This window comes from Terrimonas sp. (assembly GCF_003075435.1).
In the GTDB taxonomy this organism is placed as follows: domain Bacteria; phylum Bacteroidota; class Bacteroidia; order Chitinophagales; family Chitinophagaceae; genus Agriterribacter.
Window position 1 is genome coordinate 1 of sequence record NZ_QCZJ01000019.1, and the last position, 16,009, is coordinate 16,009.

Annotated in this window: 10 protein-coding genes; 1 reads left to right on the top strand and 9 read right to left on the bottom strand. The window is 41.1% G+C overall.

Going from position 1 to position 16,009, the window contains the following annotated elements:
- The 8 genes from DC498_RS18225 to DC498_RS18260 form a co-directional block, all read right to left on the bottom strand.
- On the bottom strand, positions 1 to 640 hold a 640-nt coding region (locus tag DC498_RS18225), incomplete at its 3' end, for a class II aldolase/adducin family protein (RefSeq protein ID WP_206197685.1).
- A gap of 199 nt (positions 641 to 839) precedes the next feature.
- A complete protein-coding gene (locus DC498_RS18230; protein WP_116875593.1) occupies positions 840 to 2,213 on the bottom strand; it encodes an FGGY-family carbohydrate kinase in 1,374 nt (457 codons plus the stop codon).
- A gap of 23 nt (positions 2,214 to 2,236) precedes the next feature.
- The gene (gene rhaT, locus DC498_RS18235; protein WP_116875594.1) at positions 2,237 to 3,319 is read right to left on the bottom strand and encodes an L-rhamnose/proton symporter RhaT; all 1,083 of its coding nucleotides are present in this window, start codon (positions 3,317 to 3,319) and stop codon (positions 2,237 to 2,239) included.
- A 6-nt stretch (positions 3,320 to 3,325) separates the two neighbouring features.
- Complete coding sequence (locus tag DC498_RS18240; protein WP_165813887.1) at positions 3,326 to 6,118, bottom strand: alpha-L-rhamnosidase; 2,793 nt, start codon at positions 6,116 to 6,118, stop codon at positions 3,326 to 3,328.
- Between the two features lie 15 nt (positions 6,119 to 6,133).
- A complete protein-coding gene (locus tag DC498_RS18245; protein WP_206197686.1) occupies positions 6,134 to 7,903 on the bottom strand; it encodes a hypothetical protein in 1,770 nt (589 codons plus the stop codon).
- Between the two features lie 4 nt (positions 7,904 to 7,907).
- Positions 7,908 to 10,622 (bottom strand): alpha-L-rhamnosidase, encoded by a 2,715-nt coding sequence (locus DC498_RS18250; protein ID WP_165813888.1) that lies wholly within the window; start codon positions 10,620 to 10,622, stop codon positions 7,908 to 7,910.
- A gap of 32 nt (positions 10,623 to 10,654) precedes the next feature.
- Positions 10,655 to 11,626 carry a sugar phosphate isomerase/epimerase family protein gene (locus tag DC498_RS18255; protein WP_116875597.1) on the bottom strand — a complete coding sequence of 324 codons (972 nt, stop codon included), beginning with the start codon at positions 11,624 to 11,626 and terminating at the stop codon, positions 10,655 to 10,657.
- Between the two features lie 46 nt (positions 11,627 to 11,672).
- Positions 11,673 to 13,052 carry a class II aldolase/adducin family protein gene (locus DC498_RS18260; protein WP_206197687.1) on the bottom strand — a complete coding sequence of 460 codons (1,380 nt, stop codon included), beginning with the start codon at positions 13,050 to 13,052 and terminating at the stop codon, positions 11,673 to 11,675.
- A 122-nt stretch (positions 13,053 to 13,174) separates the two neighbouring features.
- Here DC498_RS18260 and DC498_RS18265 point away from each other — a divergent pair, with 122 nt between their 5' ends.
- Positions 13,175 to 14,206: a GntR family transcriptional regulator gene (locus DC498_RS18265; protein WP_116875598.1), complete on the top strand. Its 1,032-nt coding sequence runs from the start codon at positions 13,175 to 13,177 to the stop codon at positions 14,204 to 14,206.
- 26 nt (positions 14,207 to 14,232) lie between these two features.
- On the opposite strand, the gene DC498_RS18270 is transcribed toward DC498_RS18265, so the two are convergent.
- Entirely contained in the window at positions 14,233 to 15,924 is a 1,692-nt protein-coding gene (locus tag DC498_RS18270; protein ID WP_133176891.1) for a hypothetical protein, read from the bottom strand.
- Positions 15,925 to 16,009 lie beyond the last annotated feature (85 nt).

A 16,009-nucleotide genomic window follows, 5' to 3' on the forward strand; every position in this document is an offset into this window, starting at 1 on the left:
AAGCAGTATCACCCCAGGTAAATAAACCATGAGAACCGAGCATGATACCACGGATACCTGGATTTTCGTCAAGACATTTTTTCAGCTCAAGCCCCAGTTCAAAGCCGGGTTTTCTCCATTCTACCCAACCAAGCTTTCCGTTGAATAATTCTTTGGTAATGCGTTTGCCGTCTTTAGCCGCAGCAATTGCAATGGCGGCATCGGGGTGCAGGTGATCAATATGCTTAAACGGAAGAAAACCATGCAACGGCGTATCTATTGAAGGCGCTTTTGAAGCAAGATCAAAAATGCAATGGTTAAACAGTTCTACCATTTCATCTTCATACTGCAAGCCTCTGTATACGTTTTTAAGACTTCTTAAACGATCCACATACAATGCAGCCAAACCACTTTTTTTCAATGTTCCCAAATCGCCTCCTGAGCCTTTTACCCACATCACTTCTGTTTCCGTGCCGGTTAAAGGATCTTTACTGATTACTTTACATGAAGTATTACCCCCACCATAATTGGTAAGCCTGAGGTCTGCTCCAAGTAAATTGGAACGGTATATCAATAATGCCACTTCATCGCCTGCCAGTTCAGCCGCTTTGGATTCTTCCCACAGGTAACTTACGTGCTTAAATGTTTTTTGTATTAACATAACAAACCATTTTTTAACTGATGATCCGTAATATGGAGCCATGCAGGAAGTAAAGAAGACAAAGCAAGCATGGGTTATTTAAGTCATAAAAATATAACAGCTATTTAGTAATACTGTCCTGAACTGTGATAGCGTTTCGGCATTTCTTTGCGTTGGAAATAAGTTAGCAAACATGATTATTTTGCTATGTCTTTAATCCTTAATTGCCCATTGGTTTCCATTGCCTTAGCGTTACAAGATTTTTGGATAAAGGTTGTGTATTCCAATGTGGGTGAATTGCAATTGCAGCACCCAGTGCTGTGCCCTGCATCATAGATGTTGCGTATACTTTTATACCTGTAAAAGTGTTTGCGAGTAATTGCATATAAATTTTATTCCTGCAAAAACCTCCATCTACGTACATATGCTTAACTGAACTGTTTTGTAATATCATGCGGGTAGACAGAGCCTGTTGCGCTATAATATCAACTACTAATTGATAATATGCTGCTATTGCATCATCAAAACCGGATAATACACGCGAGTGAAAAACACTGGGTGTTGTAGCACTACCGATGAAAGGCAAAATAGCTGTTTGAGTAGCCTGTAATTTCTCTATAAGAGAGGCGTCATATTCCAGGGATTGATAGAACTCAGGCGCCACATTGAAATGATCTGCTATTCTTTTTACCTGCTGATCGTGGTCATTCCCGGCAAAGAGCATAGCAGTTTTTACCGGATTACCCTGGTAAGTTAAATAACTCAAACATCCTTTTTCCAGTTCTGCTGCTGTAGGTAAACTGCTGTTAAAAGGATTGAGGCTGATTGTCCAGGTGCCTGTTGATAAAATAATAAATGGCTCTGTAAAGCTGGCCAGGTATGGGATGGTAGCCGCAGAACTATCATGCAGACCAATCCCGATGGTTATTGTTCCGGGTGTGCTCACTGCAGTGTCGCCAGGCAATACTTCACATAGCCGTTGCCGTAAGTTCTCCTGTTGCAGCCATGAGTGATATTGTTTCTTATCAAAATCCCACATGGCGGAATGAGCTCCCAGGTTTGTCATTTCTGCAAATCGTTTACCTGTTAGCAAAAAGCTGAGGTATTGCGGAAAGTGAAGTGACGTGCCAATATTGTTAAAAAATACAGGTTTATTTTCTTTAAGCCAGTATAGTTGCATTCCCGCATTCAAATGTCCCATTACAGGTGAGCTTGTTTGTTGCGAAAAAACAGTTGCCCCACCTCTTGCATTTAAAAACTGCTGCATCAGTTCAGGCGGGTAAGGTTTCAGGTAATTATAGAGATAACCTATCCGGTTACCTTCTTTATCAATATGCACGAGCGATGCACCGTAAGTGGAAAAATTCACTGCCTTCAGTTCATATACTTCTGAACGAAGAAGCTGCCTGTACTGCTGCATTATCCATTCACTCAGCGATGCAATATCATCGCAGGGAAAGCCATCATCATCCGTCACTTCCGCAAAACGGTCCGATACTTCTTTCACAAGGTTATATTGCTCATCAAAGAGGAGTAATTTTTTGTTTGTCTTTCCAATATCAAATATGGCAATAACCGGAATCTTCGTTTTCATGTCGCTACATTTTTCCTGCTGCTTTATTTATTCAGCGAGTTACCATAGCCTACTACAATTACCGCTAAAATAATAGTTGCAATGCCGGCAATGATCGTTCTCTTTGTTTTTTTACTTACGCCACTCCATTCTTTTAACGCAAACCCCCAGAAATTTGCTACCAGTATAATAAATGCCATGTGTAATATCCACGAGCTGGCGCCATTACCTAATTTGCTTTCTCCCATGCCATAAAACAGGTATTGCATAAACCAGGTAGTACCTGCAAGAGCACAAAAAAGATAATTTTTTGCAAGTGGCGTTTTCTTATTGGAGTAGTCGCCAAAACTTTTGTTGCGGGCATTTAATATCATGCACCAGATAAAATTGGTTGTTAAGCCGCCCCATAATAAAACTACATAGATCACATTGTTACGGAAAAGGAAGTTGACGCTTTCTTCAGGGTGTGCGGCTTTCCATAAATTATTTGCAGCATCAGCCAGCGATGAGCCGGCTTCAATGCCATAATTAAATCCTGCACTTAAAATACCTGATATAATACAAACGATCAGTCCTTTTCTGAGGTTGAACTCTTTTACACCTTCTTTCTTTTTTTCTTCCGGCAACTCATTTTCTTTTTGAAATCCGGCTTTGCCGCAAATATAAATGCCAATCAAACAAAGCACTACTCCCAATAAAATTACATTGCCCCAGGTAGTTTGTAATAACTGCGTAAATGTTACTTTTCCTTCTATGCCGGCAAGGTCGTAATAAATGGGGGGAGCCAGGGAGCCAAAAGCAGAAGTGAATCCTAGTAAAACGGAGTTTCCCAGCGACATGCCTAGATAGCGCATGCCCAATCCATACATCAGTCCGCCAATGCCCCAGAGTATACCCCAGAAAAAGGTCCAGAACAAAGTAGAGAACGCGGCGCCTGCAATGATGCTGCTGAATTCAGGTATCGTGAGCCATGCCACAAAGGGTGGAATAATAAGCCATGAAAATAACCCGCCAACCAGCCAGTAGCTTTCCCATGACCAGCTTTTTACTTTTTTATAGGGTATATAAAAGCTGCCGGAGGCTACTCCGCCAATAAAATGATAGATGATGCCAAAAAGAACCTGCATATCGTTTTATTTTTTTATTACAAATTGGTAGGTGCCTGATCCTACTGTAATCAAAGTTTTATTGTCATCGACTTTATCTTCATTTCTTAGCTGGTGTTGTGTCAATGATTTTCCTCCTTCTGTTATTGCATTCTTATTGCCGGGTAGCATAATTGCTGCTGATGTATTTGCCGGTATAGTAATATTCCACTCCAGGCCTGTTACAGTTTTTTTCCATTCGCTTTTTACAATTCCATATTTTGTATCTAATGATGCTTTTACAAAATCCAGTCCTTCGGGGAAAATGGGATTCATGATGATTTTTTTAAAAGCAACTTCTTCCGTATCTGTTTTTATGCCTGCCAGGTATTCATAATACCACACCAACAGATCTCCGAGCAACATCTGGTGATTGCCTGAGTTCATCACCGGGTTGGCCGCATCACCATTCCATAACTCCCAGATGGTAGTTGCCCCCTGCTCAACCATATAGCCCCAGCTTGGGTAGGTAGTATTGGTAGCCAGCTTATAGGCTACATCAGGCATGCCATTGTCTGTTAATCCCCGCATTAACCACATGCCACCAATGATGCCGGAGTTTACGTGATCGTTAAATTCTTTGAGGCGGTTACGGATATTGTTGCACACGGTAGCCTTATCTTCTGCCGGCACCATACCGAAACTAAGCGGAAGCAGGTTAGCCGTTACCGTATTATTAGCATAAGATTTTGTAGCAGCGTTATAGAATTTCTTGTTGAAAGCGGTCAATACCTTTTGTGCTATCGCATTAAAATTATTTGCATCTTCGGTTTGCTTCAATTGTATAGCATATTGTTTCATCAATCCCAAACAGTAATAATAGTAAGCAGCAGCCAGCAGACCGCCATTGGTAACACGGCTAGGATCCTGCGACCATATCATGTTCAGTGATTCAGGCGGTACGCACCAATCACCATAATTATCTTTTAGTACAAGATCGCCTTCCCTGTATGTATTCCACATATACAACACCCATTTTTTCATGGCAGGATACTGTTTCTCCAGGCTGCGGTTATCTCCAAATTGTTTGCGCAGCATTCCGGGAATCAGGATGAAAGCGCTGGGATAAGTAACATTGTCTGCATAGCGATCCCAAAAACTTGGCGCAATGTCAGGAATGCTTCCGTTTTCCTTTTGTGCATCTTTGATATCATCAAGCCATTTGGCATATAAACGGGAATTGTCGAATAAAAAGCTTTCACCATAAGAACTCATTACTCTGTCGCCTAACCATCCTATCCGCTCATCTCTTTGCGGGCAATCGGTAGGCATACCCCGGTAGTTGCCCCGTATGGTCCAGTAGGCGTTTTTAAATACAGCGTTTATAGTTTTATTAGATGTTTCAAAAGTTCCGGTAGTAGCCACATTATCATATACTACTTTGCCGGTAAAATCCTTTATGCCGGGTTTGCTTTTCAAACCCTCTATTTCAACAAAACGGAAACCGTGATAAGTAAAGCGGGGCTCCCAATATTCCAAGCCATCACCTTTGAGTATATATTTATCCGTCACCTGCGCATCGCGCATATTCGCCAGGTATAAAGCATCTTTTCCTTTCATTGTTTCGGCAAAACGCATGCGGATGGTATCTCCTTTGACTCCTTTTACTTTTATGGTCAACCAGCCCACCATATTTTGGCCCATGTCAAGAATGTAAGAGCCACGCGGCGTTTCATGCATAGATATGGGACTCAATGTTTCTTTAACGCGGATATTCTCATTGGGCTGCGCTTCTATACTCACATTTCCCGGCGACATCAGGTCTGCAACTTTCCATGCCTGGTCATTATATCCTGTTTTATTCCATCCTGTCAATTCTTTAGTAGCATCATATTCTTCCCCGTCAAACTCGTTGTTTGCAAGTATTGGCCCTTTGTCTGTTACCTTCCAGCTTTTGTCCGAATTAACCCAGGCAGCCGATCCATCTGCATACTGAATGCGTAGTTGCAACAAAACCTGCGGCAATCCGTACTGTGCCTGAGCTATTTGTGTTAAAGGATTTGGCCTACCATGATAATTACGAACGGCAAAAAAACGGCCATTACCCAATATCACCCCAACAGCATTAGCACCTTGTTGTAACTGTTTTGTGATATTGTAGGTGTTATAAAATATTTTTTTATTGTACTCAGATACTGTTGGAGATAAAACATCAATACCTACTTTTTCTCCATTAAGATAGAGCTCATATAGACCCATGCCACTGATATATGCAGTGGCTGTTGTAATTTTTTTATCTGCAGAAAATTCCTTACGCAGGTATCTTGCGGATAGTCTTGTGAATGTACTATCAGGCTGGTCATTCTTATTAAACGCATTTAGCCCAATCCATTTAGCCTGCCAGTCTGAAGGTTGCAGCATACCTATGCTCCAGTAAGCTGTTTCACTTTCAGCTTCTTCTCCATGATTGTCCCAGATTTTTACTTTCCAGTAATAGGATTGAAAGGCTTGCAATGGTTTGCCTTTGTATAGTATATTCAGAGAAGAATCTGACGCTACCTTGCCGCTATTCCATATCTCTCCTTCATTTTTACTTAATGCATCGCTATTGCCTGATACCCAAACCTGGTAAGCTATTTGTTTTACATCTTGTTTGCCGGATTCAATTTTCCAACTGAACCGTGGTTGCAGTATATCTGAGCCCAGAAGTGTGTCCCTGCCTTCTACGGTAAGTGTATTTACCTGCAGGCTGCTGCCTTTACCCGGTACACATTGCTGTAATACAAATGAGAAGGATACAGCGAAGAACGCTGTTTTAAATAAAGCGAATACTTTTTTCATACGGCAATTCATCTTTTATTTATTCATACGGTACAGGTAGCTGAGTCTTCCCATAGGCATGGCACTACCGCTTATATAATACTCCATAATATCATCGGGCTTTGCAATACCGTCTGCTATTTTAAAATAGAGTTGTTTTGTATTATTATCTGCGGCAATTGATTTGCGGGGAATGCGCAATTGTAATATATTTCTCTCCAGCATACAGGCGGCTTCTCCTGTTTTTAATTTTTTCCTTTCCTTGTTCAACTGGTACACCATACACTTGCCTGTTTGTATATCAGGTTCTACCACATATTCATATCCCTGCCATCCTGCTACTGACAGGTCGTTTTTGCCTATCAATAATTGAAGGCTGTTATTGCCTGTATTCACAAAGGGCTTGTCTGCTTTTACAAAAAAATAAAAATTGCCGGCATCATGTGTTACTCTTATCTCACGAAGATTGTTGACTGGTGCTGCTGTTGTATAATTGATCTTAGCTGAAGCGCCGGTATAATTTCTGCCTTCTGCTTTTGCATCTATATTCGTGTAAATTGCTTTTACTGCTGCCCATTGCGCAATATTATCCCTTATATCAATAGTAAGAGGTGTATTACCTTCGTAATTATCCGGGAGCCCTTTATAGCGACGGATATTTTTAATCATCTGGATATAGAATGCATCTTCATAACCTCCACGCATGGGTTCTATATCACGGGAGTATTCTTTATTTGCTGCATCACAAAGCATAAATTCGTCGCCCCACATTTGCTTATAGGCTATCCATTCATTCCAGCCGCCAATAAAAATAGTGTCTGGGTTGATTTGAATGGCATGATCCCACTGGCGTTGAAAAAAAGTGCCTTTATCAACATCTTCTTTTTTATTTTGTTTTGCATCCGGATCCCAACCCCTACCCCAGTTAATCCAACCGGATGTAATTGATCTAGACATGGGAACTTTGGGATGGCTTGCTACAGACACACTCATGATGCCTCCGTGCAATGGCTGTGGAAAGCTCCATTCCACCCATGGAAAACCATCTTCAAATACCGGGTCGAACGGCCATTGCGGTTTTTTGAAATAGAAAAAATTTTTCAGTTCCTGCGTATGTGAAACAGGGTGATACGCGGAATCTTTGCGTGAAAGGGCTTCAGCTCTGTCATCTGTTTCGTTGGTATAGGCAATGATCATCGGCTTACCATTAACCATGTACCAGGCATTGGGATATAAGCCGGGCCTGTACAGCTCTTTATAAAGCTGTTGCGTTGTTTCAAACGACCTGGAATGTGTATAGAAAACAGCACGGGGTGGTGACCATCCTTCTTCAAACAATTCTTCAATAATACGGAAAACTTTTTCATATACCGAACGATAGGTAACACGATTGGTTAAATCAAATGCGATAAAATCAATACCCGCAATAGTGAGCATTTTCATTTGCCTGCGAATGACCCACTCATCTGCGGAATTATAGTAACCCCATAATGGTTCGCCCCAGAAATGTGCCTGTCCTGTAGGACTGATGGTTTGATCCTGATGCTTTGGATCGTAAAGCAACTTTATACCATCAGGCATAGCGCTGATTGTAGTAGCGTCATATATGCCAGATGCTAATGGCTGCCCTATCCACGGCCAGTAAAATATACCTACCTGCTTACCGAGTTTATAACCGCCGATAGCTGGAAAGCTACGGCCAAAATGATCAATGCCTACAATCTGCTCAGTTGAGGCATCATAATCATTGCTTTGACAAATAGCAAGCAAAGGACACCATAATAAACCTATATAAAAGAACTTCATAGTATTACCATTTTGAACTGAACCTGTATACTCCTGAACCTATTTCGTATACGGCTGCATCGCCTTCCATGCGGAGAAATGTATAATCTTTAATATCCTTTATGCGACGCCCGCCTTCTGTTATTGATTTCACATCCCTGGTAGGGATGAAAATTATTGCTACCGAATTGGGAGGAACTGTAACATTATACTCCAATCTTCCTTTTGATTTTTTCCAGGAAGAAAGTATAGTGCCTTTTACTGACTGGTAAGAAGCTTCTGCGTGTTGCAGCTCATTAAATATATAGGGGTGCAGGGTAAATTTTTCAAACCCGGGGTGATTGATATCAGGCAGTATACCGGCAACGTATTTATATAACCAGGAACCTACGGATCCCATCATAGGGTGATTATGCGAGTTCATAGAACCCCCTGTTTCATATTCCCATCGTTCCCACAATGTAGTAGCTCCTTGGGATAACATAAAACCCCAGCTTGGGTACGTTGTTTGAGTAGCTATTTTATATGCTGTTTCTGCTTCCCCGTTTTCTGTTAATGCTTCCAGCAGGTACTTGGTGCAAAGGTTCCCGGTGGTGAGATGATATCCTCTTTCCTTTACATCACGCGCCAGGTTGGCTACCACTCTTGGTAGCTTGCTTTTATCCGGTGCGCCTAAAAATATAGCAAAGGAATTACAGGATTGATTATTAGTGCCGTAGCCACCTTTCTGCTCATCCCAGAATTTATCATTAAACGCTTTCATAGTACGTGCTGCCAGTTGCTCGTATTTTTGTTTATCATCCACATCTCCCAATACGCCTGCCATGTGTGCAAGTACTGATGCGCTATAGTATAAATATCCGGTTGACATCAGCGTGCCTGGTGTATTAACAGATAAAGCGCCATAGCTATGCCCCTGCGCGCCAAAGGCTGCAGGCGGCGACCAGTCACCGTAATAGCTGTATTCCACAATACCGTCTTTAGTACGGGTAGTTAAATAATCTACCCAGGCTCTCATTTGTGTATAATGTTTGCGAATGATCTCAGTATTACCATAATATTCATAGCTCTTCAGTGCAAGTAAAAGAAAACTTACGGATACCGGATCTGCCGGCTTGCCGCCAACTTTATAAGGAGCAGTATCAGTAATCTCTCCATTCTCATTTTGCGTGTCGCACACATCCTGTATGTATTTTGCGTAAAAACGATGCAGGTTAAAATTATATACTGCCTGTTCTATACGAACCGTTAAATCATTCAGCCATCCCATACGTTCATCACGTTGCGGACAATCAGTAGGTATGCTATGCAGGTTGCTTGCTTCCGTGCGCTGCACCATTTGGTTAATGCGGTTCAATAAGTCGTTGCTGCTGGTGAATTGACCCGCAGGGGCTACATCAGATCTCACCTTCTTTATTGTAAAATTGTCCACCGCAGGCTTACCCGGCCATCCTTCTATTTGCATATACCTAAAGCCATGATATGTGAACCGCGGTTCCCATTGTTCTTCTCCTTCTCCCTTTAAAATATACACATCTGTTGCAGCAGCCGTACGCAGATTCTCCTGGTTAACCAAACCATTGTCATATAGTGTTTCAGCAAAACGAAGTGTAACCCTTGTTCCTTTATTCCCTTTTACTTTCAATGCTACCCAGCCTGCCATATTTTGTCCGGCATCCATCACATAAATTCCCTGTGTTACTTCTTTTACCGATACCGGCGCAAATGCTTCTACTATCCTTACAGGTTCTAATTGCTGTGCTGCCATTTTACCTCCAGGCGCTTCTACTACCGGTGCCACTCCCCATACCTGATTGGGTAATCCCTTAATGATGGTATCTGATGGCAATCGCCATTCCGGATTTTCAAGGCGTGCATCATATACTTCGCCATCCAGTATACCTGCTGATACAACGGGACCCAATGTTACATTCCGTATAGAAGAGGAATTGATCACTTCCATAGTGCCGTCGGTAAAATAAAACTCCATTTGCATGCGCAGCTTCGGCATACCATACCAGCCTGGTGCAACAGCAATCACCATTACATTATCTCTATTCAAAAAATCTTTAATATCGTAAGTAGTATAGTAAATGGTTTTGCTGAAGTCGCTGGTAGCCGGATCCAATACATTTGTTCCGACTTTTTTACCGTTTATCTCCAACTCGTTGTAACCAATTCCTGCTACATACGCACGTGCCTTTGATATTTCTTTCTGAAAAGAAAAAACCCTGCGGAAATAATGCACCTTTCCTATCCAGCCGGAAGGAAATCCTACCCAGTCTCCGCTCCAGTCAGACTGGTACAGCAAACCCATTTCAAAAGTTGCTGCTTCACTAATTACAGCACCGGAGTCGTTGTTGTTCCACAGCAATACTTTCCAGTAATATTTTTTGCGGCTTTCCAGTGGCATGCCCCTGTATAAAATGCCTGAGGATTGTGACGACAATACTTTGCCACTGTTCCAGATATCACCTTCATTTAGCTGCAATTTTTCTGCAGCATCTGTTATAATTACCTGGTAAGCCGTTTGCTTTATATTGCGCAAATCACCCGCTGTTTGCCAGCTGAATTGTGGTGTGCGGGAATCAATGCCCAGTGGATTCTCTGCATTGTCTACCTGCATAGCAGTAATTGTTACAGCATTGAGATCTCTGTTTTTTGCTGTAACCGTGGTAGTTAACGCTAAGAATAAAAGCAACAGTGAACATATCCTTTTAAGGAAAATGCAGATTTTCATATCAACAATCATTTAGGTAGATAAAAATTTGGCTACGCTATTAATTTGCGTAAGAACCTGGATGTTTTTACCGCATCATTTTCTTTGATCAGCGCATCTATTTCATTATAGTGTGTATCCACTATTTGTTCATACTTTTTAACCCATAAAATACTTTCTGCAATAGCATCAGCAGCGTCTTCCCTGTAAGGATACTGATCCATAGACAGCCAACCGTTATAGCCGGTTTTTTTCAACCAAAATAGCAATTCTATGTAGCAGGTGAAATGCACATTGCTTACTATCATATCGTCATCCCAGCTTCCGTGATTATCATTGAAATGCATGTGGTAAAGCAGGTTGCCTGCTCTTTTGGCCAGTACTACAGCTTCTGCTACATTTTCTCCGGCATAAAAGCTATGCCCTGTATCAATGGTAACACCTACATTATCGCATCCTGTTTCTTTAGCCGCTAAAATAGTGTCTGCCATGCGGGCATGATAGGAAAAATTACGTGGCTCCTTAGGTTTATACTCCAGCGCATATTTTAATGTTGGAAATTCTGCGGCTACTGTTCTTGTGTTTTCAGTAAGCCAGTTGCGCTCCTGGTCATAGTCGGTAGCAAGCAAATAATCATAACCATCCTGCCCTAACCAGAGGTTTACAATACCGCAATTCATCTGTAATGCAATCTCACTCATGCGGCGCAGGTAATCTAAAGCCTGTTGCCTCACCTTGGCATTAATACTTGTTATGCTGCCTCTTCCATACACTTTGTCGCCAAAGGTATCAGGTATAATACTTGCACATGCCACCCCCGCATCATCCAGCCGCTTTTTCATATCCTCTACATTATCCGGTCTTATATCCCAGGTGCCTACCAGCTCAATACCCTGTATATGTGGCATGCGTTCCAGTGCAATTTTCAACATTTCTTCCGAGCCAGGATTCACTTTATACCCCTGACAAAACCGATCCCTGGTATTGCCCAGGTTTCCTAATATGATCGCATACTTATTATCCATGATGGCAATTTATCGTTTTGTTATTAAAGTTGATTGTAGTGTATGATTACATTTTCCACTCGTAATTTTTCCATCGTCCCATTACTTTTCCCAGTTCTTCCACCTGCTCATCACTAATCGGAACCATTGCGCCCAGTGAAGTAGATAATACAAGTGACTTAGCACTGAACTCGGCTACTTCCAAATAATCAAATGCCTGCAATAGTTTATTACCGGTTACTATCACACATTCGTTTTTAACAAGCACTACCGGTGTTTCTGCAGACAGGGTAGCAGGTATTGTATCACTTCCGGTAAATTGTTCGCCAAATTCAACCATTTGTACATCCTGCAGATATATCCATGTTTCCGGAATTGTTCTTACATTAAACTCAGCACCTGTAATAGCAAAGGAAGTAAGATAGGGAGATTGTGTAATGATGATGGCATTGATCTCTTTATGCTTTTCGTAAATGCCCTGGTGCAGGCGTGCTGCGCTGCTTGGTATTTTCCCTTTTTCCCGCATGCCATCTTTTACCTGTACAATATCATTTATTGTAATATCCCATTTAGAAATACCTTCGGGTGTAATCAAAAAATCATTTTCGTTCCAGCGTGCAGATACTGATCCGTAAGCTCCCAACATGAGCCCCTGCTTGCAGGCACGCTTAATGATCTTACATATCTCCAGTCGTTTTTCTCTTTCAGCAGAAGGATGAGAAACTTCTTTCATTTCCTGTGCAGGCAAAGGCAATTGCTCAATATATGCCGCTACTTTTTGCGGAGACAGGTAAACCGGTTTTCCAATCATGTTGGCATATAAAATAGAACGGGCAGTAATTTCAACAGATTCAAATTTCTGGTATGCGTCTGAAATATCCGAACCTCCTATTACGGTTCCGTGATTTTCCATAATCACTACCGATACACCCTTCTTAAACTCAACAGCAATACTTTCCCCCAGCGCTGCCGTACCGGGCAATGCATAACCAGCATACCCAATCTCTCCGCATAACAAATGCGTTTGCGGCAGTATGTACGTATTGGGTGTTTTTCTTACAATACTGAAGGCCACCATGCCCGGGGGATGTGCATGTACAATGGCTTTAATATCGGAGCGCTCATTGTATATAGCGAGATGAAAGGGATATTCAGAAGAGGGTTTATGGTCGCCGATAATGGTTCCATCTTTTTTTACGCACACGATATCAGCTGGTTTCATTAATCCTTTGTCTACACCGGTAGGTGTAATCCATATATCGCCGTTATCGTCAATGATAGATAAATTTCCGCCGGAAGTTGTTGTTAGCACCCGTTCATAAATTCTTTGCATTACAAGAGTTATCTGGTCGCGGGGGTGCATCGTTTTCGTATTCAACAGGCTATCCATAATCGTTCGTAAAAGTTTTAATTCTAACTCAACAAACTTAGAAATGTGCACTATCATTTCTATCCTGTTTTGACCTGAATAAATAAATTATTTAAAAAATGATTTCAAAATATAGATTATAGTAGTAATAGCATTAATTTAAGCGCTCAATTGTTTGTCATAAAAATTGTATTTGCATAATGAAAAAGCAAAAGCTCATTGATCTGATTTCTGTTGATCCTTACTCCAGCACTTCCAAATACCTGCAGATCGTAAATGCAGTACTCAAAGAAATTGAAAAAGGAAATATTAAGGCAGGCGATAACATGCCTTCGATAAATGAACTGAGTATAGAGTTAGATATTGCCAGAGATACTGTTGAGCGCGGATATAAGCAGTTGCGCCAGTTAGGTGTTATCAATGCGGTTCCGCGCAGAGGTTATTTTATTGAGAATACCGAATTCAGGAGACCGTTGAATGTTTTTTTGCTTTTCAATAAATTAAGTATCCCAAAAAAAACAATTTACGATGCATTTGTAACAGAACTTGGAGATAAGGCGGGTATTGATTTTTACATTTACAATAATGACTTTCATCTTTTTAAAAGAATACTGAGTAGCAATAAAGATCACTATACCCACTTTGTAATTATACCTCATTTTATAGAAGGCGGAGAAAACGCGCATGAAATTGTAAATACTATTCCCAAAGACAAATTGCTGATGATGGATAAACTTATACCCAAAGTAACAGGGGAATACGGAGCCGTGTATATTGATTTTGAAAATGATATTTACCAGGCGTTAACCGATGCCCTGGAAAAGCTTGTGAAATACCAAACCATAAAACTGATATTCCCGGAGCACAGCTATTATCCCAAAGAAATTGTAAAAGGGTTTACGCATTTTTGCCAGGACAATGCTTTTCAATATAAAATAATCAGCAGTCTTGATCACGAAACTGTTGAGGATGGCGATGTATACATTAATATGATCGAGGATGACCTTGTTACTTTGATCGAAAAAATCCTGCCTACCTCGCTTAATATAGGCGAAAGAGTAGGTGTTATCTCCTATAATGAAACACCCATCAAAAGAGTAGTGCACCAGGGTATTACAACAATCTCATCCGATTTCCATGAAATGGGTATTATGGCAGCGCGTGCTGTATTATCAGGTTCTACAGAAAAACAAAAAGTTCCCTTCAGGCTTACTTTAAGAGCATCGCTTTGAAATGCGCATGCTACTTTATTAGTCCACTATTGATAATTAAAATTCAAACGGCCAAGCGGAGCACTATCTCCTGTTATATAATAATCCATTATATCATCGTAGTTCGTTACATTATCAGATACTTTAAATTCAAAATGACAGGTGCTTTTAATACCAATGGCAGCGAGTGGGATAGCAACCTGCATTATATTACCTCTGACAGTATATTTTGCTACTCCTGATTTTTTCCACCTGTATCCACCGGCTGATTGTTCTATTGAAGTTGTTCCATTGCTTCCCGGATGCCGGTTAATGATATAATGGTATCCTGCAAATGACCTGGATGTATCGCCATCCGCAATCAGGATGTTCATCCAGTTCACATCCTTGCCATTATGCGCTGTAATGTCTGCAACTGTCCTGATCCGGAAATAAACATTTTTATAATCGTGCGCTACTTTTATTTCCGTGATATCATTGCGGTTACTGCTGTCGGTGTATATACCTGTGCCTGTTGCGTTTGAAAAATTCCTGCAGAGGGCGTCACCTGCCACATCTGTATAGGTGGCTTCCACATCAGCCCATGTTTGTTCTGTTGCTGTATGGATGTTGATTGTTTTGTTGGCATAACGGTAAGGCTTTCCTGCCGACAGTTTAAAAGCTCTCACATTTCTTATCAGTTGCAGGTAAAAATTATCACCATAACCGCCTTTCATCATTTCTATATCCCTGGAAAATTCATGATTGAATACGTCTACAAAAAAGACATGCTTTCTTCCGTGCGCATTGGCATATTTGATGGCCATCCACTCGTTAAACGATGTAACTAATACATTATTTACACTGTCCTTTCTTCTTAAAACTGCGTCCCACATGGTTTGAAAGCTGGCACCTGCTGTCCAATCCTTTTCTACCTGTTTAGTGGCATTATTATATCCCCTGCTACTTTCGGGATGCATAGCACTGGCATCAATAACAGTATGACTGTGTTGAGCCACCGGCACTGCCACGGTACCATTATGATTCCATTGCGGATATTGCCAGCTCATCCAGGGAATAGCCGCTGGATTATAGTCTCCATTAGGCCACTGCGATTCCCTGACATCAAAATACTTTTTCACATCCTCTTTTATATAATCAGTAAACTGGTTATATTTCGTCATATCAGAGGCTTTGTTGTTATTTTCGGTGATGCCAATGATCATTGGTTTACCTGCAGGTTTAAACCATAGCTTTTCATATTTCCCTGACGTATAGAACTGATTATATAAATCATCTACTGTTGCCCCGGAAAGACTATTTGTATAGAATACGATCTTTGGTATTTTAAATCCCTGCTCCATAAACCGCAGCAATATGGTAAACAAATTTTCAATTGATTCGGTATACACCACTCTGTTTGTAGCATCAATACATAAATAATCAATACCGGTATTACATAAAAGCTCAACATGCCGCGTTACAATCCAGGGATCACTCATGCTATAGTAACCATATAGCGGCTCACCCCAGAAATGAAATTCTTTCAGCGGGCTTTCGGGTGTTCCCGCTGTATCATATAATGCCCCGGGATTACTGTTTAACAGCTTTTGTATATCATAAACATCATGTTGCTGGGTTTTATGTTGTCCCAGCCATAATGAGTAAAACAGGCCTACATATTTTTTTTCTTTCTGCTCGCCAGATGCCGGCTCAAAGCGTCTGCCTAACGCATCGGTAGCAGTCAGATTCCACAACATATATTCCGGGTTACTATTCTGCGCAGAAATTTGTATACATGTTTGAAAAAAACATAACAATAAAAGCAGGCGAAATTGAATCCTG